Genomic DNA, 22,484 nt, shown 5'->3' with positions numbered 1-22,484 from the left:
AACTTCCTAGAAGCAACCTAGGTTGACAGCATGACCCAGATCACGATGGTGGATGTGGCCACCGACACCTCCGATCCGCGCGCGGGGCTGCGTGCCGTCGTCTCGCTACGAGAGCTCACCGAATCACTCGAGTTGCGACAGGTCGAGGCGGCTCTGCGCGCCGGGATGAGCTGGACCGAGATCGCCGCATCCCTCGGCGTGACGCGGCAGGCCGTCCACAAGAAGTACAGCCGCCGCGTCGATCCGACGATCGCCCTGCCGCGGAGGTCGTCGTGAATCGCATCGCCGCCACCGTGGGCACGTCCCAGACCCTCTCGATGGCGGGCTTCGCGGAAGCGGCACGGCATCACCGATCGGTCGCGGATCTGGACGATCTGCTGGTCGCGCTCACCCTGGACGACGGGCTCGGTGGACAGGCGCTGCGATCGGGCGGCCTGGACCGGGAGAGCATGCGCGCAGCAATCGCCGCCACCCGATCGCAGCGGCTCTCGGCACTCGGGGTGAGCGCGGATGCCGTGGAGCCCGATGACTCCTCCGCGCGGCGGACCGCACGGTGCACGTGGAGTCCGCGTGTGCTGCAGCTGTTCCAGTCGGTCCCCGCCAGCCGAGACTTTTCCGCGAGCATCCTCCGCGCTGTGCTCGACGAGCCCAGCGGTCACGTCGCCGACGTGCTGGCGCACACCGGGCTGGATCGCACGGAGCTCGAGCGGGTGCTCGACGCGGCGGCCGATGCACCCTCGTCGCAGCGTCGCGCCGCCACGGACGTGCTCAGCGGCAGCGCCAGCGCCCACGTCGCGGCGCCGATCGACACGGTCTGGGCGCTGGTCTGCGATCCGGCTCGCCTGCACGAATGGGCGCCCGCCGTCGGGGAGCCGGCGCGAGAGCAGGAAGGGGGGCTCTGGCTGACGAACGCTCCCGCGACCGGCCCCGACGGTCGTCCATTGCGCATGCGCGAAGGCGTCCGTCTGCAGCAGTGGCAGTTCATCGACGCCGCCGAGCCGACGAGGGTCGTGTGGGCGGTGACGTATCCGGCGCTCGCGCGCGCGAACCGGCAGCACTTGTTCCTCGATCTGGCGCCGTCGGCGGGCGGGACGCGTCTGCAGGTCACGGTGGAGTGGCACCGAACCGTCTCCGGCGGCTTTCCTCTCCTCGGCAGGCTGCTCCGCCCGATCACGCGGTTGGCGGCGAACCAGGGCGCACGTAGTACGGCGCACGCGATCGCCGGGACGTTCCGCTGATAGGAGATGGCCGGTCCCCGTGGCCCGGGCGGGCGCGCTGCACGTCGCGGAGGACCGGCCACCACCGGCGCGCTGGACTGGTGTCAGCGGACCGGCCGGGTCTTAGCGTTGCCACATGACCCTCTACGAGTTCTCCGCCGACCCCGCCCGCATCGACATCGACCGCACCCACCGATGGATCGCTGAGGAGTCGTACTGGGGGCGGGGTCGAGCCCGCGAGCGTCACGCCGCGGCGATCGCGAACTCCCGCGCCTACGGCGTCTATGACACCGAGTCCGGGGATCAGGTCGGGTATGCCCGCATCATCACCGACGGCGTCACCTTCGCGTGGCTCTGCGACGTCTTCGTCGACCCCGATCGCCGCGGCGAAGGTATCGGCAAGCTCCTCATGTCCGGGATCACCGCCGAGCTGGAGCCGCTGAACCTGCGCCGTGTCATGCTGATCACTGCGGACGCCCACGGCCTCTACGCGTCATACGGTTTCGAGCCCCTCGAGGATCCCACCCAGTTCATGACGCTCACCTGACCGGCGGATGTCAGCCGCGCCCGGCGCCACCGCGCGTGCGGGCTCGGCTGGCGTGCGTCGTCAGGACTGGTCGCCGAGAGCGGATAGTCGCTCCTGCTCGTCGGTCTCGATGCACGAGGCGATCACCGGCTCCAGGGCGCCATCGAGTACGGCGTCCAGGTTGTAGGCCTTGTAGCCCGTGCGATGATCCGCGATGCGGTTCTCCGGGAAGTTGTATGTGCGGATCCGCTCTGAGCGGTCCATGCCGCGGATCTGCGACTTGCGCGCATCGGATGCGGCGGCGGCGAGTTCCTCCTGCTGCTTGGCGAGGAGCCGGGCACGCAGCACGCGCATGCCGGCCTCGCGATTCTGCAACTGGCTCTTCTCGTTCTGCATGGACACCACGATCCCGGACGGGACGTGGGTGATCCGAACCGCGGAATCGGTGGTGTTCACCGACTGCCCGCCCGGACCCGACGAGCGGTAGACATCGATCTTCAGATCGTTCGGGTCGATGTGCAGTTCCTCGGGTTCATCGACTTCGGGGAACACCAGCACGCCGGTCGTGGAGGTGTGAATGCGCCCCTGAGATTCCGTGGCGGGCACCCGCTGCACGCGGTGCACCCCGCCCTCGTACTTGAGGTGGGCCCACACGCCCTGCGACGGATCGGACGAGGAGCCCTTGATGGCGACCTGGACGTCCTTGTACCCGCCGAGATCGCTTTCGTTGCGCTCCAGCAGTTCGACCTTCCACCCCTGATGCGCGGCGTACTGCGAGTACATCCGCAGCAGGTCGGCGGCGAACAGCGCGCTTTCCGCGCCGCCTTCTCCCGCCTTGATCTCCATGATCACATCGCGAGCGTCGTCGGGGTCACGCGGGATCAGCAGGCGGCGCAGCTTCTCTTGCGCGAGCGCCAGCTGCTCCTCGAGCGCCGGGATCTCCGCAGCGAACGCGTCATCCTCCTTGGCGAGGTCCCGAGCGGCGGCGAGGTCCTCCCCCGCCGCCACCCAGTCCTCATGAGCCTTCACGATCCTGCTGAGTTCGGCGTAGCGCCGGTTCACCCGCTTGGCACGGGCGGCGTCGGCGTGCACCTCCGGATCGGCGAGCTCCCGCTCGACCTCGCGGTGCTCGTCGATCAGAGCCTGAACGGACTCGAACATCAGCGTCTGGATCGTGGCTCAGCGGATGTTGTTCTCGTGCGCGTGTGAGGAGCCGCCGGTGGGAGCCGGAATGGACTTCTGCATCTGCACGAGGAACTCCACGTTGGAGGACGTCTCCTTGAGCTTGCCCAGGATGACCTCCACCGCCTGCTGCGGGTCGAGGCCGGCGAGGGCGCGACGCAGCTTCCAGGTGATCTTGACCTCGTCGGGGCTGAGCAGCATCTCCTCGCGACGCGTCGAGGACGCGTTGACATCCACCGCCGGGAAGATGCGCTTGTCCGCGAGCTGACGGCTGAGACGCAGCTCGGAGTTGCCGGTGCCCTTGAACTCCTCGAAGATGACCTCGTCCATCTTGGAGCCGGTCTCCACGAGCGCGGTCGCGAGGATCGTCAGCGAGCCGCCGTTCTCGATGTTGCGCGCGGCGCCGAAGAAGCGCTTCGGCGGGTAGAGCGCCGAAGCGTCCACGCCACCGGTGAGCACGCGACCCGACGTGGGGGCCGAGATGTTGTAGGCGCGGCCGAGACGAGTGATGGAGTCGAGCAGCACGACCACGTCGCGCCCCAGCTCCACGAGGCGCTTGGCGCGCTCGATGGCCAGCTCCGCCACGGTGGTGTGGTCCTCGGCAGGACGGTCGAAGGTGGAGGCGATGACCTCGCCCTTCACCCGGCGCTGCATGTCGGTGACCTCTTCCGGACGCTCGTCGACCAGCACGACCATGAGGTGGACCTCGGGGTTGTTCTGCGCGATGGCATCGGCGATCTGCTGCAGCACGATCGTCTTGCCCGCCTTCGGGGGTGCGACGATCAGCCCGCGCTGACCCTTGCCGATCGGGGCGACCAGGTCGATGATGCGCTGGGTCAGCTTCTCCGGCGCGGTCTCGAGGCGGAGCCGATCCTGCGGGTACAGCGGGGTCAGCTTGCCGAACTCCACGCGAGCGGCCGCATCGTCGACCGACAGGCCGTTGATCGAGTCCACCTTCACCAGCGCGTTGTACTTCTGGCGGCCGCTCTGCTCACCCTCGCGGGGCTGCTTGATCGCACCGACCACGGCGTCGCCCTTGCGCAGGTTGTACTTCTTCACCTGTCCGAGAGAGACGTACACGTCGCTCGGGCCGGCGAGGTAGCCGGTGGTGCGCACGAACGCGTAGTTGTCCAGCACATCCAGGATGCCCGCGATCGGGATCAGGACGTCGTCCTCGCCGATCTCCGGCTCGAACTCGTCCTGCTGCTGGTTGCCGCCGCGGCGGTTCGTGCGCTTGCGGCTGCGCGAGCCGCCCTCGTCATCCCCGTGGTTCTGGTTCTGGTTGTTGCGGCCGCCGGCGTTCTGCTGGCGGTCGCCGTTGTTCTGGCCACCGTTGTTCTGGCCACCGTTGTTCTGCTGACCGTTGCCGTTCTGCGAACCATCGCCACCGTTGCGGTTCCGGTTCCGGTTGCGGTTACGGGTGCGGCGGCCGCCCTCGGCCTGCTCGCCGCCCTCGGCCTGCTCGCCGCTGTCCGGCGTCTGCGGGGCATCGGCTGCGGGAGCCGTCGCTGCCTTGTCAGCGGACTCCGGGCGCGAAGCATCGACTGCGCCCTCGGCTCCGGCGACCGGCGCGGCGTTCTCCTCCGCCGCGGCCTGAGCGGCAGCGGCCTTGGTGGCACGGGTGCGCTTGGGCTTGGCGGGAGCCTCGGCCTCTGCCGCGGCGTCGGTGGCGGGAGCGGCGTCTGCGCTGGCCTCCGCAGGGGCCTCGGCGTCGGCCTTCGGCTTCCGGGCGCGCGACGGGCGCTTCTTCGGCGCCTCCTCCGTGCTTGCAGCCTCGGCGCTCGGTGCGTCAGCGGCGGATGCCTCGGCCGCGGGCGCCTCGACCGCATCGGCGGCAGTGCTGCGGCGAGGTGCGCGCTTGCGCGGCGCCTTGGCCGGGGGCTCTTCCGCAGCCGGCGCCGCGTCTGCGGCGGGTGCGGCCTCGGCGGATGCGTCGGCTGCTGCCTTGGCCGCCGACGCCGTCGTCGCACGTCGCGGTGCGCGCTTGCGGGCGGGTGCTGCCTCGGCGGCGGGTGCCGCCTCGACGGCAGGGGTGTTCTCGATGTCGGAGTTCGACTCCACGAGTGCTCCTCTGAATATGGGAAGTGTCAGACATCTCTGCATTCGTCACTCGGACGAGCACGACCATCGGGAGGGAAGTTGCGTTCTCCCGATGGGATGATGCAGAGGTTTTCGCAGAATTGCGATCGGAGGTCAGATCACGCTCCGGGCGTGGAATCCCCCGATATGTTCCTCACTGTAGCACCTTTGAAATCGACGGCGAGCATGCGCGCATCCCATGTCGCACCCGGGACACCGGCGGCGAGCTCGACAGCCGCCGCACGCGCACCCGGGCCGTCCGCCAGCACGAGCACCGAAGGACCGGCACCCGATACGACCGCGGGGAATCCCTCGGCGCGCAGCGCCCTGACCAGCTCGATCGTGGCGGGCATCGCCTGCGCACGGTAGTCCTGGTGCAGCTTGTCCTCCGTGGCGGACAGCAGCAGTTCCGGGCTCTGGATGAGCGCGGCGATCAGCAGGGCCGAGCGCGACACGTTGAACACCGCGTCCTCGCGCGGCACCTGGGTGGGCTGCAGGCTGCGAGCCAGCGAGGTCGACATCGTGAAGTCGGGGACGAACACCACCGGGGAGACGCCACGATGCACCAGCAGCTTCTTGTGAGCGGGTCCCTCAGGAGTCATCCATGCGATTGTGAGACCGCCGAACAGGGCCGGTGCCACGTTGTCGGGGTGGCCCTCGATCTCCGTCGCGATGCGCAGCAGATCGGCGTCGCTCAGCTCAACGCGGCCTTCGAGCAGCCCCTTGGCGGCCAGGATGCCGGCCACCACGGCCGCGCCGGAGGATCCCATCCCGCGGCCGTGCGGGATGACGTTGTGCGCCACCAGGCGGAGGCCGGGCTGTGGCACCCCGTACTCATCGAACACATGCCGGATCGTCCGCACGACCAGGTGCGACTCATCCCGCGGGATGTCCTCGGAACCCGACCCGGTGACCTCGATGTCGAGCTCCCCTGCGGGCAGCTCTGTCACCGTCAGGTCGTCGTAGACACTCAGGGCCAGGCCGAGCGTATCGAAGCCCGGACCCAGGTTCGCACTCGTCGCGGGAACGCGCACCGCCACCGTGCGAGCGCTCATGCGAGGCGCGGCCTTACCGGGCGGGGGTCGACGGCGTCGCGGACTCGTCCGCTCGTGGAACGTGCCACGTCACTCTCCTTCAACGCGCAGCACGCTGCTCACGGCGCGGACGACGTCGCTGGCCGAAAGCCGCTGAACGGTGCTGCTCAGGTCTTCTTCGCGTGCGGTGTGCGTGCCGATCACGATGCGGGCCGTACCAGCGCCGTCGACGACAGTCTGTTCGACCGTCGCAACGGACACGCCGCCGTCGCTGAGGATGCTTGCGACGGTCGCGAGCACACCGGGTTGATCCGTCACTTCCAGGGTGATCTGGTAGCGGGTGGTCACAGCGCCGATCGGGAGGATCGGCAGGTTCGCGCGCGTGGACTCCCCCACGCCCACGCCGCCGGCGATGTGGCGGCGGGCGGCGGAGACCACGTCTCCGAGCACGGCCGAGGCCGTCTGCACGCCACCCGCGCCGGCACCGTAGAACATGAGGGGGCCGGCGGCCTCAGCCTCCACGAAGACGGCGTTGTTCGCGCCGTGGACGCTCGCCAAGGGGTGCTCGCGGGGCACGAGCGCCGGGTAGACGCGCACCGAGATGCTCTCCTGCCCGTCGGTGTCCATGCGCTCGGCGACTGCCAGCAGCTTGATGACGAAACCGGCGTGACGTGCGGCCTCGATCATCGAGGCGGTGACGGTCGTGATCCCCTCACGGTGCACCGATTCGAGCGGCACGGTGGTGTGGAAGGCGAGGCTGGCGAGGATGGCGGCCTTCTGCGCCGCGTCGAAACCCTCGACGTCTCCGGTGGGGTCGGCCTCGGCATACCCCAGGCGCTGTGCGTCCGCGAGCACCGCATCGAAGTCGGCACCCTCGGTGTCCATACGGTCCAGGATGTAGTTGGTGGTGCCGTTGACGATCCCCATGATCCGTTTGACGCGGTCTCCGGCGAGGGAGTCGCGCAGCGGGCGGATGATCGGGATGGCTCCGGCGACGGCCGCCTCGTAAGACACCGAGGCGCCCACCTGCTCAGCGGCCTCGAAGATCTCGGGACCGCTCGTGGCCAGCAGCGCCTTGTTGCCGGTGACCACGTCGGCACCGGAGTTGATGGCCTCCAGGATGAGCTCGCGCGCGGGCTCCAGTCCGCCCATGAGCTCGATCACGATATCGGCTCCGTGGATGAGGGCGGCCGCATCCGTGGTGAAGAGTTCACGAGGCAGCTCGGTGTCGCGGGGCGCGTTCACGTCGCGCACCGCGATGCCGACGAGCTCCAGATCGGCACCGGCGCGGTCAGCCAGTTCGGTGCGCTGCTCCAGCAGGAGTCTGGCCACCTGCGAGCCGACGGAGCCGGCTCCGAGCAGGGCGATGCGGAGGCGTCGGTAGTCGATCATGCGTTCTCCTCCGAGCCGATGACCGGCTCATTCGCGCCGTCCACACCCGCGTCGCGCGCGAGCAGGTCGGCGATGGTCTCACCACGGACGATGACCCGCGCGGTGCCGCCGGAGACGGCGACCACCGGCGGGCGCGGAACGTGGTTGTAGTTGCTGGCGAGCGACGCGCAATAGGCGCCCGTGACCGGCACCGCCAGCAGGTCGCCGTCGGCGACGTCGCCGGGAAGGTACTCGTGATCCACCACGATGTCGCCGGATTCGCAGTGCATACCCACCACGCGAGTGAGGGCGGGGGCAGCGGAGCTGGTCCGGTCGGCCAGGCGCGCCGAGTACTGGGCTCCGTACAGCGCGGGGCGGGCGTTGTCGCTCATTCCGCCGTCCACGGCGACGTAGGTGCGCTGCCCCGTGCCGTGAGACGTCTCCACCGTGACGTCTTTCACGGACCCGACCCGATAGAGCGTCACCCCGGCGGTGCCGACGATCGCACGGCCGGGTTCGAAGGCGAGCTCGGGCAGCGCCACACCGCGCTCAGCGGCAACCTCTGCCACAGCCTGGATGATCTCATCGGCGAGCACCGGCAGCGGCGTCGGGGCGTCGGCGGAGGTGTAGGCGATGCCGAACCCGCCGCCGAGGTTCAGGACGGGCAGCGGTTCGCCGCCACCGAGACGGATGGAGAGGTCGATGACGCGCGAGGCCGATTCGCGGAAGCCGGCCACGCCGAAGATCTGCGAGCCGATATGACAGTGCACCCCGACGAGATCGAGGGCGTCCGTCTCATGGATGAGAGCGGCAGCCGCCTCGGCATCGAGGGCGGAGAGACCGAACTTCTGGTCTTCGTGCGCGGTGGCGAGAAAGTCGTGCGTCTCGGCGTGCACGCCGCTCTGGACGCGCAGCACCACGCGGACACACGTGCCGGCGGCACGCGCGACGGCATCGAGGCGTCGCAGCTCGTCGATGTTGTCGACCACGATCGTGCGCAGGCCGGCCTCCAGCGCCTCGGCGAGAGCTGCACTGCTCTTGTTGTTGCCGTGGTAGCCGATGTCGGCCGCAGCCACGCCTGCACGCAGCGCGACCGCCAGTTCGCCGGGACTGCAGACGTCGACCTTCAGGCCCTCTTCCGTCACCCACCGAGCGATCTGGGTGGAGAGGAAGGCCTTGCCCGCGTAGTACACCCGCGCGGTGGTGCCGTGGCGCTCTGCGGCCGCGGCGAAGGCGTGTGCGGCACCGCGCGCGCGCTCGCGGACTTCGTCCTCATCGAGCACGAGCACCGGGGTGCCATAGGTCTCCGCCAGGCGGGTGGCGGGGATGCCGTTGAGCATCAGGCGGCCGCGGGCATCACGACCGGAGCGAGCCGGCCAGACCCCCGCGGCCAGGGCGTTGGCGTCGGCAGGCTCATGAAGCCACCCGGGAGCAAGGCTGTCGGGCAGGGCGGAAGACATGGTGGACCAATCTGGACGGGTGCGGTCGCTGCGCTGAGGCGCGTCGGATCGTCCCAAAAGTCTAGGGCAACCGGCATGCCGGCCCCGTCCAGGTGACCTTCCGCGTCATCGGCGCAGGAGGATCGGGAAAAACCCGGCTGGGGTCAGTCGCAGGTTCCCATCGCCTGCAACGACGGATCCAGCGCGATACGTCCATCGAGGTCGGCGGTGGCCACGAGAGCATCGGGGCTGACCGTGACCGCGGTGAGCCGCACCCCGGCGGGGAGCTGACCGCGCAGGCATACCGGCCAGGGGCCGATGACGGAGTCGGCGAGGCTCCCGAACCTCTCGCGCACCCCATCCGCGCTGAGCGTGAGCCCGCCCACGTCCACGCTTTCGGCGGTGAGCTGCAGATCGCCGTCCGCCACGGCAGGGGCGAGCGTGAGGGCGAGCGGGATGTGCTGACCGAACACCGACAGCGCCGCTGACCCCGTGACCACACCGTCGCCGAACGAAACGTCCTCCACGGGCACGCCCGCCGTGGACACGAGAGCGAGGATCTGATCGGCGGAGATGTCCGCACTGATCTGAGCCGACTCCATCGCGCCGTCGAACCGCACTCCCTCGGCTGTGCCCGAGACATCGGCGGTCAGCGCCCCGAGGGCCACGCCGTCCGAGGAAGCGGTGACGTGGTCGAGGCGCTGGCCGATCACCTGCGGGAGAGCCCAGCCGTCGACGCCCACCTGGACGGGGTGGCCGGCCGGAAGCGAGAGAGCGGTACGGAGTTTGTCGGCCACGATGCCGGGCACGACCGCACGGGCGATCAGTTCGGCAGCGACGACGACAGCGACGAGCAGCACAACCACCGCAGCGAGCACCCACGGCCAGCGACGCCGCTTCGGGCGCGCGCCGGCCATGGTGGCATCGGTGGTCATGTCACATCCGCTCGGGGGCGCTGACGCCCAGGAGCTGGAGGCCGTTGCGCAGGACCTGACCGGTGGCGTCGTTCAGCCAGCGGCGGCTGTGGTGCACCGGCTCCACCGGCGCATCGCCGAGGGGAACGATGCGGCAGTTGTCGTACCAGCGGTGGTAGAGCCCCGCGATCTCCTCGAGGTAGCGGGCGACGCGGTGGGGCTCGCGGACGTCCGCGGCGAACGCGACCAGTCGCGGGAACTCCTGCAGCGCGCCGAGGAGCGCCGACTCGGTCTCGTGCGTCAGCGTCTCGGGGGCGAAGACGGAGCGATCGACTCCGGCCGCCTCGGCATTCCGGGCCGCGTTGAACGTCCGGGCGTGCGCGTACTGCACGTAGAACACCGGGTTGTCGTTCGTGCGCTTGCGCAGCACGTCCAGATCGATGTCGAGGTTCGAGTCGGTCGAGCTGCGCGTGAGGGCGTACCGCGCCGCGTCGACACCGACGATGCCGACCAGGTCCTCCATCGTGACAACCGTGCCCGCGCGCTTGGACATGCGAACCGGTTTGCCGTCCTGCACCAGGTTCACCATCTGGCCGATGAGCACCTGCAGGTTCACGTACGGCTCGTCGCCGAAGGCGGCGACGACGGCCATCAGACGCTTGACGTAGCCGTGGTGGTCGGCGCCGAGCATCATGACCTCACGGTTGAAGCCCCGCTCGCGCTTGTCGAGGTAGTAGGCGATGTCGCCCGAGATGTAGGCCGCGTCGCCGTCCGACTTGATGACGACGCGATCCTTGTCGTCGCCGAAGTCGGTGGTGCGCAGCCACAGCGCGCCGTCCTTCTCGTACATGTGGCCGAGCTCCTGCAGACGCGCCACGGCGCGCTCCACGGCACCCGACTCGTGCAGCGAGTTCTCGTGGAAGTAGACGTCGAAGTCGACACCGAAGTCGTGCAGGCTCTGCTTGATCTCCGCGAACATCAGCTCCACGCCGATGCTGCGGAACACCTCCTGCTGCTCCTCCCGCGACAGCACGGAGAGATCGCCGTCGTAGAGCGGCACGACACGTGCGGCGATCTCGCCGATGTACGCGCCGCCGTAGCCGTCCTCCGGCGTGGGCTCTCCGAGGTGCGCGGCGAGGAGACTGCGAGCGAACCGGTCGATCTGTCCGCCGTGGTCGTTGAAGTAGTACTCGCGGGTGACCGAGGCGCCCTGGGACTGCAGGATGCGCGCGAGCGAATCGCCCACGGCGGCCCACCGAGTGCCGCCGAGGTGGATCGGCCCGGTCGGGTTCGCCGATACGAACTCCAGGTTGATGTTCTCGTCGGAGCGGGTGTCGGCGTGACCGTACGTGTCGCCGGCCGTCACGATGGTGCGCGCGAGCTCACCCGCGGCGCCGGCCTCCAGCCGGATGTTGATGAATCCGGGCCCGGCGACCTCGACGGAATCGACACCGTCGATCGACGATGCGGCATCCGCGATCTGCTGTGCCAGCTCCCGCGGGTTTGTGCCGACCTTCTTCGCGAGCTTCATGGCGATGTTGGTCGCCCAGTCGCCGTGGTCGCGGTTCTTCGGGCGCTCCAGCGTGATGTCGGCAGCGCTCACCCCGAGGTCCTCGCCGGGGCGTCGCTCCGCGAGGATGGGGGCGACGACGTCGAACAGGGCGGAGGCGAGCGAATCGGGATTCATGATCCCCCTATTCTATGCGGCCCGTTCCCCGCCCCTCCGTGCGGGCGAGGCGAGCCGCTAAGCCCCGGCCGGCAGGTACCAGTCGGTCTCGCTCGCGGCGATGAGCGCGGCGTGATCCGCCTCGTTGCGGTCTGCATATGCGAGCGCGAACCGGGCCAGAGCGTGATCGGCCGCGCCGAGTCCGCGCCTGCCGCCGAGATAGCCCGAGATCGTGGCCGCGAATCCGGATTGCGCGTGCGCCCGGGCGAGGGCGACGGCGCAGAGCCCGGCATAGGCGGCGATCTGATCGGCACCCTGCAGCCGCATCGGGTCCACGCCGCCCTTCTTATCACGGAACTGCCGGACGTAGAACGATCGGCCGTTATCGGCACGCAGGGAGCCGAGGAACGGGTCGCCGGATGCCTGCATGATGCGCTGGCCACGCACCACGCGGATCCCGGGTTCGGCTTCGGCGACGGCGCCAGCGTGCGTCTCCAGCACCGACGCTGATGCCTCCTTGATCTGCAGGAACAGCGCCTCATCGTCGGCGTTGGTCGTGAGTACGAGCAGACACCGGGTGCCCACGCTGCCGACCCCGACCACCTTGACCACCGCATCGGTCACCCGGAACTGCGACAGCAGCGCCGCGGCATCGGCGTCGAGGGTGTCGGCGTAACCGCGGAAGAGGTCGTCCGCGGTGGCACCCTCCCATCCCGCGACGCGCGTGGTCAGCGGCGGCTGGTCGACGATGCGGCGCACGCCGTCCGCCCGGATGGCGGTGAGCTTGCCGAGGGCGCGCTCCGAGGTGTTCCGTTCCGCCTTGCGCACGGTCTTGGTCGCGGCGCTGGTGGCATCGTCGTCGAGTCCGGCGCGGCCCAGGACCTTCAGGATCCGCTTCGCCGAGATCCTCGTGAAGAAGCGCTCGGCGGCCTCCATGTCCGCGAAGCGCGACAGCGCGATCCGGTACGCGAGAGACGTGCGTGCGGCCGCATCAGCCTCGTCGACATCACCGAGGCCGAGTTGACGGGCGAGGATCGCGACGCTGGTGACCAGACGCTTCAGATCGAACTCCCACGGACCGGGAGCCGTCTCGTCGAAGTCGTTGAGGTCGAAGATGAGGTCGCGGTCGCGAGCGGCGAACAGCCCGAAGTTCGACAGGTGCGCATCGCCGCACAGCTGAACCTCCACTCCGGTGCGCGGGGTGCGGGCCAGGTCGGCCGCCATGACGGCTGCGGCACCGCGGTAGAACGCGAAGGGCGATTCACTCATCCGCTCGCGACGCAGCGGGACGAGCTCCGCCAGCCGGTCGACGTTCTGAGCGCGCAGGATCCCGATCGGGTCGCGATCGGCATCGCTCCCGGTGTCCGCGAGCGCAGACCGCGGTGTCTCCCGGCGAAGGTCTCGTCCGTGCTCTCGCTGCCGCGCCCGGGAGTCCGGAACGTGCACCGCGGTATCCCCTGCTGTCATGGGCATACGGTAGCAACCCGTGAGCACGGCGGCTCAGCAACGCGATGACCGCACAGGAGCGCACATGCGCGCCGGCTCCGGGAATCCGCGAACGGGCAGCCAGGGCGCTCTTTTGCACCGAGTCGTCCTCCATTGCCCGGCCCGGCCGAACCGCTCGCACCTGTGCGGCCCGAACCGCGCCTCGCGGTCAGGCGGGCGCGGCGAGGAACGGCTCCGGGTCCTCCAGGAAGTTCTCCGTCGGCACGAAGAAGTTGCATCCCGTATGCGCCGTGGAGAAGTCGAGGATCGCGTCGTGGGTCGCAGCACCCTTGCCCGTGAACATGTTGCGCAGCATCTGCTCCGTGACCGCAACGTCCGCGCTGTAACCGATGAAGTACGTTCCGAACTCGCCGGTGGAGAGAGTGCCGAACGGCATGTTGTCGCGGACGATCTTGCGCTGCACTCCGGATTCGTCCTCGATCGTGTTCATCACGAGATGCGAGTCGGGAGCCTTGTCCTCGTCGGCGAATTCGACGTCGGAGAGCTTCGTGCGACCGATGACGGCCTCCTGGTGCTCGGTGGTCAGCTTCGCCCAGTCGGCCAGCTGGTGCGTGTAGCGCTGCACGATCACCGTCGATGTCCCCGCCCACGGACCCTCCGCGACGAGGGCTGCATCCTCCGCCTCGATCCCGTTCGGCGGGTTCTCGGTGCCGTCGACGAAGCCGAGGAAGTCGCGCTCGTCGAAGTACCGGAAGCCGTGCACCTCGTCAGCGACGCTCACCATCCCCGCCAGGCGCTCCAGAATCCGCCGGCCCAGCTCGAAGCAGAGGTCTGCCCGCCGAGCGCGGATGTGGAACAGCAGATCACCCGGTGTCGACGGCGCGTGGTGCGCGGTGCCGTCGAGTGCGACGAACGGGTGCAGACCCGGCGGCCGGGGCGCCGAGTACAGGCGATCCCACGCGTCTGCTCCGATCCCGACCACGCACGTCAGCCCCTCTTCCGGTTCGCGGAAGGCGACCCCGCGGATCACCCCGCCGATGTCGCTGAGCACATCGACCACATCCGCTTCACGGCCCCCGTCGATCGTGAGCACGAGGAACAGGGCGTTGCGCGCCGGGATGTCGATGATCCGCTGGGGACGAAGTCGTGCCATGGCACCATCTTGCGTCACTCGGCCATCCGAGCGGCGGTCAGGCATCGGCGCGTCCTTCGCGGGGGCTCCTGCACGGTGCCTCGCGGATCCTGGCAGGTCGAGGAATGACGGCGGAGCAGCGCACGAAGTCGGGCACGGCGCCGGCGACGACGAAGGCACCCGCGGATCGCGGGTGCCTTCGTCTCCTCTAACCGTGTGCTCAGGCCGGCTGTGGGCTGGTCATGCGGTAGAGCGCGTCCACGTCGCGCACAGCGCCCTTGTCGGCGGAGGTAGCCATCGCGGCGTAGGCACGCAGCGCCGCCGAGACGTGACGTTCGCGGCTCTTCGGGTGGTAACCGCCGTTCTCCTCGAGCTTCTCGCGGCGGGCGTCCAGCTCGGCATCGTCCACGAGCACGCGGATCGCGCGGTTGGGGATGTCGATGTGGATGAGGTCGCCGTCCTCGATCAGCGCGATCTCGCCGCCGGACGCGGCCTCGGGCGAGATGTGCCCGATCGACAGGCCCGAGGTTCCCCCCGAGAACCGGCCGTCGGTGATGAGGGCGCACTTCTTGCCGAGGCCGCGGCCCTTGAGGAACGAGGTCGGGTACAGCATCTCCTGCATGCCCGGCCCGCCCTTGGGGCCCTCATAGCGGATGACGACGACGTCGCCCTCCTTCACGGTCTTGTCCAGGATCTTCTGAACCGCCTCCTCCTGCGATTCGCAGACCACGGCGGGACCCTCGAACACCCAGATCGACTCGTCGACGCCGGCCGTCTTCACGACCGAGCCGTGACGGGCGATGTTGCCGTGCAGGACGGCGAGTCCGCCGTCCTTCGAATAGGCGTGCTCGACCGAGCGGATGCAGCCCTCGGCAGCGTCCGTGTCGAGAGAGGTCCACTCGTTGGACTGGGAGAAGGCGGTTGAGGAGCGCTGTCCGCCCGGCGCGGCGTGCCACAGGGCCGTGGCCTCATCGTTGGCCTTCCCGCCGCGGATGTCCCAGTCGTCCATCCACTGCTGCAGCGAGTCGGAGTGCACGGTCTTGACGTCGGTGTGCAGCAGCCCACCGCGGTTCAGCTCGCCCAGCAGAGCGGGGATGCCACCGGCGCGGTGGACATCCTCCATGTAGTACATCTTCCCGTAGGCGGGGTTGGGCGCCACCTTCGCCAGGCACGGCACCTGACGCGAACGAGCGTCGATGTCGTGCAGGTCGTAGTCGACACCCGCTTCGCGGGCCGCGGCCAGCAGGTGCAGGATCGTGTTGGTGGAGCCGCCCATGGCGACATCGAGCGCCATCGCGTTGTCGAACGCCTCGTGGGTCGCGATCGAGCGCGGGAGCACCGACTCGTCGTCCTTCTCGTAGTAGCGCTGGGCGAGGTCGACGATCGTGGCGCCGGCCTTCTCGTACAGCGCACGGCGAGCGGTGTGCGTGGCGAGCACCGAACCGTTGCCGGGCAGCGACAGACCGATGGCCTCGGTGAGGCAGTTCATCGAGTTGGCCGTGAACATGCCGGAGCACGAGCCGCACGTGGGGCAGGCGTTCTCCTCGATGAGGTTGATGTCGGCATCGGAGATCGACTCGTCCACGGCATCGGAGATCGCATTGACGAGATCGAGTGAGCGCACCGAGCCGTCGGTGAGGGTGACCCGGCCTGCCTCCATCGGTCCACCGGAGACGAACACGGTGGGGATGTTGAGGCGGAGCGCGGCCATCAGCATGCCGGGGGTGATCTTGTCGCAATTGGAGATGCAGACCAGGGCGTCCGCGCAGTGCGCGTTCACCATGTACTCCACCGAGTCGGCGATCAGGTCGCGAGACGGGAGCGAGTAGAGCATTCCGCCGTGCCCCATCGCGATGCCGTCATCCACGGCGATCGTGTTGAACTCACGTGCGACGGCGCCGGCGTCGTGGATCGCCTGCGAGACGATACGTCCGACGGGCTGGAGGTGGGTGTGGCCGGGGACGAACTCCGTGAAGGAGTTCGCGACGGCGATGATCGGCTTGCCGATGTCCGAATCGGCAACACCGGAAGCGCGCATCAGTGCGCGGGCACCGGCCATATTGCGGCCATGAGTCACGGTACGAGAGCGAAGCATCGGCATGGATCCAGTATGGATGCGCCCTCGGGCATTGTCGGCACCGGAGCCGAACGGCGCTGATACTAGTAGTGAGACTGCTAGGTTCGGATTCCCATCAGAGAGGGTGCGCTCATGACCGCGATGGATGATTCACGGCGTGAACTCGGCGAGTTCCTGCGTCGCCGGCGCACCGGAGTGAACCGCGCGGAGTACGACCTTCCCCCCGTCGGACGGGCACGGACGACCGGGCTTCGCCGGGAGGAGATCGCGTTCCTGTCGGGTGTCTCGGTGACGTGGTACACGTGGCTCGAACAGGGCCGGGACATCAACCCCTCCCGACAGGTGATCGACGCGATCGCGGTGAACTTGCGTCTCACCCATGCCGAGCACGACTACCTGCTCGGGCTCGCGGGCTTCACGCCCTCCCCGCGACCCGAGCCGCTCGCTCCGGCGCCGGTGCCGGCGCACGTGCAGCACCTGCTCGACGCTCTCGACCCGGCCCCCGCCTTCGCCGTCACGCCCCACTGGGACATCGCGGCGTGGAATCCCGCGTACGCGCATCTGTTCCCCGGGGTGGCGACGACGCCCGCGGAGGAGCGCAACCTGCTGGTGTTCGTGTTCACCGATCCGTATGTGCGCGCGATGCTTCCCGACTGGGACGTCACATCGCGACAGTTCCTTGCGGAGTACCGCGCCGAGGCCGGCGGCCGGATCGGGGGTCCGGATCACGTGCGCCTCGTGGGCTTCCTGCGAGAAGCGAGCCCGGACTTCGCGGCGGCCTGGGACGAGCACGAGATCGACCGTTTCGCCTCCCGACGCCGCGCTTTCGTGCATCCGGTCGATGGTGAGCGGGTGTTCGAGCAGGTGAAGATCACCCCGCAGGACGCCCCGGATCTCACGATCGTGGCCTACCTGCCCGACGCCGACTAGAGCCTCAGACCAGGTGCAGTCCCGCTGTCACGGTCCATGCTCCGGGCGCGCCCGAGAACCGCACCGAGTGCGCGTTGTCCGGTTTGACCGTCGGCGCGCCGACCACGGCATCGGCGAATGCGCGGATGAAGGTGCCGTGGGTCGCCAGGATCAGGCGCTGCCCCGGGTACCGGGAAGCGATCGCGTCCACGGCCGCCACGGCGCGAACGGTGAGATCCTCGTACGACTCCTCGCCGGGCCAGTCGGTGCCGAACTGGAGCGTCGCCTGTTCGCGCGTCATGCCCTCCGCGGCGCCATAGTCACGCTCCACGAGCGCCGGATCGACGTCGAGGGAATCCACCCCGCAGATCTCGGCGATGATCCGCGCGGTCTCGACCGCCCGCTGCAGAGGGGAGGTCACGATCCGGTCCCACGACGCATCGGACAGGAGAAGGCCCGCCTGCGTGGCCTGTGCGCGCCCGGTGGCGTTCAGCTGAATATCGCTGGAGCCCTGCAGCAGATCCTGTCTATTCCAGTCGGTCTGCCCGTGTCGCACCAGAGCGAGGAGGGTGGCGTTCGGTTCCATCGGGACCATTCTCCCCCGTGTCCGGCCCGCAGGCTCGATCAGTCGTCTCCGGCGTCGGAATCTCGATCGCCCTTCGCGGTGATCTCTCGGCGCAATTGCACGAAGCCCGCGGCCATCACAGCAAAGCCCAGCGCGATCACGCCGATGCGCGCCCACAGTTCGATATCGCGGAAGACCAGGTTGGGCACCGCGAAGATGAACACGGCTCCCACGAAGTACCAGACCGAAGTCTCCGGACGTCCCCTACCCGCTGCGCTCATGTTCTTTCTCCTCTCGTCGACCGCGCCTCGACCCTACGAGGTCGCCGCATCGGGCAGCTCCCCCGCGCGAGGGATATTGTGAGGATCCCGCTCTGAGACCGCGCCGTACCTCAGAACACGTATGCGCCGAGAAGCGTCAGACAGGCAGCAACCAGCAGGTAAACCCCGGTTGCCACAACGCCCCGGGCGATCACCCGGTTCGCCGGCTTGCCGCTCGATGCCGCGGACACGAGTGCTGCCGCAGCTGTGAGAGCCCAGATGGCCGGGACGACGAAGACCAGGGAATTCTGGCCGATCCCGATGGCGGCGAAGTTGCACTGCCGGCCACTCTCCCCGCATCCGGCGGCCGCGAGCCGCAGGAGGAACACGACGAGGCCTCCCACCACCGACAGGATGAGGTGAAGAACGATACCCGGCAGTGCCTGCACGACCAGCGCGCCACGTGTGCGCGCCGACGCCCGAGAATCCATGTATCCCCTTCGCCGTGAAACGACGAACCCCGGAACTCTCATCTGAGTCCCGGGGTGTTGTTGTGCCCCTGACAGGAGTCGAACCTGCGACCTACGGTACCGGAAACCGGCGCTCTATCCACTGAGCTACAGAGGCGTACCGCATGAGCCTATCATCGCGACGCGATGGGTCCCGACGCGCGTGACGCCCGGGCGCGGCGCGGCTCAGGCGCGGGATCGGCGACGGTAGGTGAGGTCGCGGATGTCGCGACCGGCACGCTGCCCCTTGCGCTCGAACGCCGTGAGCACGCGACCGTCGAACCGCTCCGCCCACTCCCCCTCGAACGCGCGCTCGAACTGCTCGGACGCGTCCAGAACGTCGCGCATCTGGAGCGCGTACTCCTCCCAGTCGGTCGCCATGCGGAGCAACCCGCCGTCGCGAAGGGCGTCGGCGATCACCGGCGTGAACTCCGGCTGGATGAGGCGGCGCTTGTTATGGCGCACCTTGTGCCAGGGGTCGGGGAAGAACACCCACACCTCCGCGACGCTCGCTGGCGGCAGCAGCTTGGAGAGCACTTCGGGTGCGTTCGCCTCTGCGAGGCGGAGGTTGGTCACCCCCGCCTTGTCGGCATCCAGCATGGTGCGGGCCAGGCCCGCCCGGAACACCTCGACGGCCAGGAAGTCGGTGTCCGGATTCTGCTGGGCCGCGTGCACGATGGCGTGTCCCTGACCCGATCCGATCTCGACCACGAGGGGCGCTTGCCGACCATATGCCGCCGACGGAATGAACTCGGCCTCTGGGTGCACGGACATCGAGGCGACGTCTCGCGGAATGTCCAGCAGGAACGTGTCCGCCAGGTCGGCGTACGCTCGTTCCTGCGCGTCCGACATGCGGCCGGAGCGGCGCACGAAGGACACGGTCTTCTTGCGGAACGGGGCTTCTACGCTCTCGGGCGCGCCGGAATCACTCACCCATCAAGGGTAGGACACCCCGCCGCACGGTCATTCCGCGGCCTCGCGCACCTGCACGTGGGCGAGGCCGCGCGTCATTCGGTCACGAAGTCGATGAGTTCCTCGACGCGGCCGATGAGCGCCGGCTCCAGGTCACGGAACGTCGTCACGCGCGACAGGATCCGCTGCCACGCGCGGGCGATGTCGGCCTGGTCCTCGTGGGGCCAGCGGAACGCCTCGCAGATGCCGGCCTTCCATTCCACGCCTCGCGGGATCACGGGCCAGGCTGTGATCCCCATCGCCTGCGGTGTGACGGCCTGCCAGACGTCGATGTACGGGTGTCCCACGATCTTCATGTGCTTGCCGTGAGGGCCCTTGAGGAGCTTCTCCACGATGCGGGTCTCCTTGGAGCCCGGCACCAGATGGTCCACCAGGACCCCGTAACGCCGCTGCGCCGTCGGGGGTTCGGTCTCGAGCAGATCGGCGAGGTTGTCGACGCCCTGGAGGTACTCCACCACCACCCCCTCGACGCGCAGATCGGCGCCCCAGACCTTCTCGACGAGCTCGGCATCGTGGCGTCCTTCGACCAGGATCCGGCTCGGGCGGGCAGTGCGGGCACGTGCATCGGCTACGGCGAAGGAGCCCGACGCCGTGCGGGTCTTGCCGGTGGTCGGCTCCTTCGGGGCGGCGGGAACCAGTTCGACGAGCTCCCCCTCGATGAGGAACCCGTGACCCAGCGGGAACAGCCGCTTGCGTCCCTTCCAGTCCTCCAGCTCGACCTCGGCGTGGGTCGACTTCGTCACCGCGCCGCAGTACCCGTCAGCGGCGACCTCGACCACCAGGTCCCGTTCCGCGGGGACCTTCTTCACGTGCTTGCGTCCCGCATCGCGCCATCCTGGCGCGAGTACGTCCGCGCCGTACCGATCGTCCATCCTGACCTCCTGAATCTCTCAGCCTAGGCGCGTGACCCGGCCGGTTCCGGCCGACGCGCGTGTGCCGGGCCGTGACACGTCGGGTGTGATTTCGCTGTGGGCGTTCCCACACCTGGGAAGTCGGTGATGACCTCGCTGGCCGGGATGAATAGAGTGGTCGCAGAACCGGAACCTCGAGCTCAACAGGGGGTGGCATGCGGGGTCTGAGACGAGTACTGACGCTCGGTGCGGTGGCAGGAGTGCTGCTGGCCGGACTCGGCATGGGGGCGGCGTACGCCACCGATCCGGGTCCGTTGACGGGGAGCGGCCACGTCACCGATTCCAGCGATGTGCTCACCGCAGGCCAGGAGGCTGCGCTGAACGAGCAGCTGTCGCAGCTCAGCACCGACAGCGGCGCAGAGCTGTTCGTCGTGTTCATCGACTCCTACACCAACCCCACGGGCGACGTCGAATGGACCGAGCGCACCCGCAATGGAAACAATTTCAGTGACCGCCAGTACCTGATCTCCATCGCCACCGTGGATCGCAACTTCGCGATGGCGGGGCCCGACAGTGGCGGCCCGCTGAACGCGTCGCAGCAGGTCGAGGTGACCGACGCGATGCTGCCCGCCCTGCAGAAGAGCGACTGGGCAGGAGCCGTGTCCGACGGCGCCGCGAAGATCCAGGACATCCTGGTGGACGGCCCGAAGCGGGCCGCGACGGCATGGATGCTGTTCGGCGTCGTGGTGGTCATCGCGGTGCTGGCGACGGTCGTGTTTCTCCTGGTGAAGCGGGCCCGCAAGGCCGCCGCTGAGCGGGCCGCGCGGCAGGCTCAGATCGAGCAGCTCGCTCAGGAAGCCGGGATCGCGCTCGTGCGCACCGATGACGTGGTGAAGGCCAGCGAGCAGGAGATGGACTACGCGCGGGCGCAGTTCGGTGACGACGCGATCGGCGAATTCACGGCTGCCCTCCAGGCCGCATCCCAGAACCTCGACGAGGCGTTCGGTCTCAAGCAGAAACTCGATGACGAAATCCCCGACACCGACCAGCAGAAGATCGAATGGAACCAGCGCATCATCGAGCTGTGTTCGCAGACCACCACGGAGCTGGAGAGCAAGAAGGCCGACTTCGACCAGCTCCGCAAGCTGGAGCAGAACGCGCCTGCGGCGCTGGAGAACGTCCAGCGACTTCGCGCCGCGGCGGTCTCGGAGATCGAGCGAGCCGACCAGATCCTCGCCCGGCTTGCGCAGACCTACGCGGCGGGTGCGATTTCCGCCGTGGCCGACAACACCACGCAGGCGCGCTCACGCATCACTTTCACGGATCAGCAGATCACGGCCGCCCAGTCGGCCATCGCCGCGGGGCAGACGGGCGACGCCGCCATGTCGATCCGTGCCGCCGAGGGCGCGATTCAGCAGGCGACCCAGCTCGAGGACGCCGTCGAGGCGCTCGCCACGAACCTGACCGCGGCCGAGCAGCGCGGAGGTGAGCTGGTCCGCGAGATCCAGAACGATATCCAGGCGGCACAAGGTCTGCCGGACTCCTCCGGGTCCATCGCCCAGACCGCTGCGACAGCCGCGCAGCAGCTGCGACAGGCGCAGTCGCTCCTGGGCAACGCGAACCGGGACCCGCTCGAGGCGCTGCGGATGCTGGACGCTGCCAACACCGCCATCGACGCGGTGATCGCGCGCGGACGCGACGAGGCGGCGAAGATCCAGCGCGCACAATCGATGCTGGGCAGCGCGCTGCAGCGGGCTGACACCCAGATCGCGTCCGCGGAGAGCTTCATCCTCAACCGCCGCGGTGCCATCAGCAGCACCGCTCGGACGCGCCTTTCCCAGGCGCAGCAGAACGCCGCTCAGGCTCGGGCCGTCGCGAGCAGCGATCCCGTGCAGGCGCTCAGCCTGGCACAGTCCGCCGACCGCCTTGCCTCAGAAGCGCTCCGGCTCGCGCAGAACGACATGGGCATGTGGGGCGGCGGAGGCGGCGGCGGAAACGACGACAGCCTCGGCGCTCTCCTCGGCGGCATCCTCATCGGCAACTCCATGAACAACAACCGCCGCGGCGGCGGGTGGGGCGGCGGCGGGTGGGGCGGCGGAGGCGGCATCTTCGGCGGCGGCGGAAGCAGCAGCAGCGGCCACAGCGGCGGGTTCTTCGGAGGCGGAGGCGGCGGCGGATTCTCCGTCGGCGGCTTCGGCGGCGGAGGCGGCAGCTTCGGCGGAGGCGGCGGCTCGTCAGGACACAGTGGAGGCCGCTTCTGAAGACTCCGCAGCCCGCACCCTGAACCCATACCCGGGCCACCGGCCCGCACCAGCACGAACCTTCCAAGGAAAGG

Annotated in this window: 20 protein-coding genes and 1 tRNA gene; 5 read left to right on the top strand and 16 right to left on the bottom strand. The window is 69.0% G+C overall.

The window, feature by feature from the left end; all coding sequences use genetic code 11:
- Positions 1-30: 30 nt before the first annotated feature.
- The 3 genes from LQ566_RS15780 to LQ566_RS15770 all read left to right on the top strand — a co-directional run bounded on the left by LQ566_RS15780 (position 31) and on the right by LQ566_RS15770 (position 1,764).
- Positions 31-276, top strand: a complete 246-nt coding sequence (locus LQ566_RS15780) for a hypothetical protein (RefSeq protein WP_231092726.1) — start codon at positions 31-33, stop codon at positions 274-276.
- Positions 273-1,238, top strand: coding sequence for an SRPBCC family protein (locus tag LQ566_RS15775; RefSeq protein ID WP_231092725.1), 966 nt, complete (start codon positions 273-275; stop codon positions 1,236-1,238). Before LQ566_RS15780 ends, LQ566_RS15775 begins: the two co-directional genes overlap by 4 nt.
- Positions 1,239-1,353: 115 nt before the next feature.
- On the top strand, positions 1,354-1,764 hold the full coding sequence (locus tag LQ566_RS15770; RefSeq protein ID WP_231092724.1) for a GNAT family N-acetyltransferase: 411 nt from the start codon (positions 1,354-1,356) through the stop codon (positions 1,762-1,764).
- Between the two features lie 60 nt (positions 1,765-1,824).
- Here LQ566_RS15770 and prfA read toward each other — a convergent pair whose 3' ends face one another.
- From prfA to ilvD, 10 genes are all read right to left on the bottom strand, one after another.
- A complete protein-coding gene (gene prfA, locus LQ566_RS15765) occupies positions 1,825-2,904 on the bottom strand; it encodes a peptide chain release factor 1 (protein ID WP_231092723.1) in 1,080 nt (359 codons plus the stop codon).
- Positions 2,905-2,922: 18 nt separating this feature from the next.
- Positions 2,923-4,986, bottom strand: coding sequence for a transcription termination factor Rho (gene rho / locus LQ566_RS15760; protein WP_231092722.1), 2,064 nt, complete (start codon positions 4,984-4,986; stop codon positions 2,923-2,925).
- 137 nt (positions 4,987-5,123) lie between these two features.
- Positions 5,124-6,059, bottom strand: a complete 936-nt coding sequence (gene thrB, locus LQ566_RS15755; RefSeq protein WP_231092721.1) for a homoserine kinase — start codon at positions 6,057-6,059, stop codon at positions 5,124-5,126.
- A gap of 69 nt (positions 6,060-6,128) precedes the next feature.
- Positions 6,129-7,430, bottom strand: a complete 1,302-nt coding sequence (locus tag LQ566_RS15750; RefSeq protein WP_231092720.1) for a homoserine dehydrogenase — start codon at positions 7,428-7,430, stop codon at positions 6,129-6,131.
- The gene (lysA, locus tag LQ566_RS15745; RefSeq protein ID WP_231092719.1) at positions 7,427-8,869 is read right to left on the bottom strand and encodes a diaminopimelate decarboxylase; all 1,443 of its coding nucleotides are present in this window, start codon (positions 8,867-8,869) and stop codon (positions 7,427-7,429) included. Before lysA ends, LQ566_RS15750 begins: the two co-directional genes overlap by 4 nt.
- A gap of 143 nt (positions 8,870-9,012) precedes the next feature.
- Positions 9,013-9,783 carry an LmeA family phospholipid-binding protein gene (locus LQ566_RS15740; RefSeq protein WP_231092718.1) on the bottom strand — a complete coding sequence of 257 codons (771 nt, stop codon included), beginning with the start codon at positions 9,781-9,783 and terminating at the stop codon, positions 9,013-9,015.
- A gap of 1 nt (position 9,784) precedes the next feature.
- Complete coding sequence (argS, locus tag LQ566_RS15735) at positions 9,785-11,449, bottom strand: arginine--tRNA ligase (RefSeq protein ID WP_231092717.1); 1,665 nt, start codon at positions 11,447-11,449, stop codon at positions 9,785-9,787.
- A gap of 57 nt (positions 11,450-11,506) precedes the next feature.
- A complete protein-coding gene (locus LQ566_RS15730; RefSeq protein ID WP_231092716.1) occupies positions 11,507-12,895 on the bottom strand; it encodes a DUF2252 domain-containing protein in 1,389 nt (462 codons plus the stop codon).
- 187 nt (positions 12,896-13,082) lie between these two features.
- Positions 13,083-14,027: a Dyp-type peroxidase gene (locus LQ566_RS15725; protein ID WP_231092715.1), complete on the bottom strand. Its 945-nt coding sequence runs from the start codon at positions 14,025-14,027 to the stop codon at positions 13,083-13,085.
- 199 nt (positions 14,028-14,226) lie between these two features.
- The gene (gene ilvD, locus LQ566_RS15720; RefSeq protein ID WP_231092714.1) at positions 14,227-16,107 is read right to left on the bottom strand and encodes a dihydroxy-acid dehydratase; all 1,881 of its coding nucleotides are present in this window, start codon (positions 16,105-16,107) and stop codon (positions 14,227-14,229) included.
- Positions 16,108-16,215: 108 nt separating this feature from the next.
- Here ilvD and LQ566_RS15715 point away from each other — a divergent pair, with 108 nt between their 5' ends.
- Positions 16,216-17,013 carry a helix-turn-helix transcriptional regulator gene (locus LQ566_RS15715; protein WP_231092713.1) on the top strand — a complete coding sequence of 266 codons (798 nt, stop codon included), beginning with the start codon at positions 16,216-16,218 and terminating at the stop codon, positions 17,011-17,013.
- A 4-nt stretch (positions 17,014-17,017) separates the two neighbouring features.
- On the opposite strand, the gene LQ566_RS15710 is transcribed toward LQ566_RS15715, so the two are convergent.
- The 6 genes from LQ566_RS15710 to LQ566_RS15685 all read right to left on the bottom strand — a co-directional run bounded on the left by LQ566_RS15710 (position 17,018) and on the right by LQ566_RS15685 (position 20,170).
- The gene (locus tag LQ566_RS15710; RefSeq protein WP_231092712.1) at positions 17,018-17,578 is read right to left on the bottom strand and encodes a histidine phosphatase family protein; all 561 of its coding nucleotides are present in this window, start codon (positions 17,576-17,578) and stop codon (positions 17,018-17,020) included.
- A 38-nt stretch (positions 17,579-17,616) separates the two neighbouring features.
- The gene (locus LQ566_RS15705; protein WP_231092711.1) at positions 17,617-17,838 is read right to left on the bottom strand and encodes a hypothetical protein; all 222 of its coding nucleotides are present in this window, start codon (positions 17,836-17,838) and stop codon (positions 17,617-17,619) included.
- 110 nt (positions 17,839-17,948) lie between these two features.
- A complete protein-coding gene (locus tag LQ566_RS15700; protein WP_231092710.1) occupies positions 17,949-18,308 on the bottom strand; it encodes a hypothetical protein in 360 nt (119 codons plus the stop codon).
- Positions 18,309-18,371: 63 nt separating this feature from the next.
- A tRNA-Arg gene (locus tag LQ566_RS15695) sits at positions 18,372-18,444 on the bottom strand.
- Positions 18,445-18,512: 68 nt separating this feature from the next.
- Positions 18,513-19,259, bottom strand: coding sequence for a tRNA (guanosine(46)-N7)-methyltransferase TrmB (trmB, locus tag LQ566_RS15690; protein WP_372459816.1), 747 nt, complete (start codon positions 19,257-19,259; stop codon positions 18,513-18,515).
- A gap of 74 nt (positions 19,260-19,333) precedes the next feature.
- Positions 19,334-20,170 carry a DUF3097 domain-containing protein gene (locus tag LQ566_RS15685; protein ID WP_231092709.1) on the bottom strand — a complete coding sequence of 279 codons (837 nt, stop codon included), beginning with the start codon at positions 20,168-20,170 and terminating at the stop codon, positions 19,334-19,336.
- A gap of 194 nt (positions 20,171-20,364) precedes the next feature.
- Between LQ566_RS15685 and LQ566_RS17570 the strand changes: the two genes are divergently transcribed.
- Positions 20,365-22,410 carry a TPM domain-containing protein gene (locus tag LQ566_RS17570; RefSeq protein ID WP_269143253.1) on the top strand — a complete coding sequence of 682 codons (2,046 nt, stop codon included), beginning with the start codon at positions 20,365-20,367 and terminating at the stop codon, positions 22,408-22,410.
- The last annotated feature ends 74 nt before the right edge of the window (positions 22,411-22,484 follow it).

The sequence above is a fragment of the Microbacterium nymphoidis genome (assembly GCF_021044885.1).
GTDB classification, from domain to species: domain Bacteria; phylum Actinomycetota; class Actinomycetes; order Actinomycetales; family Microbacteriaceae; genus Microbacterium; species Microbacterium nymphoidis.
Note: the sequence above shows the minus strand (reverse complement) of the source record. Positions and strands in the feature narration are given on the sequence as shown.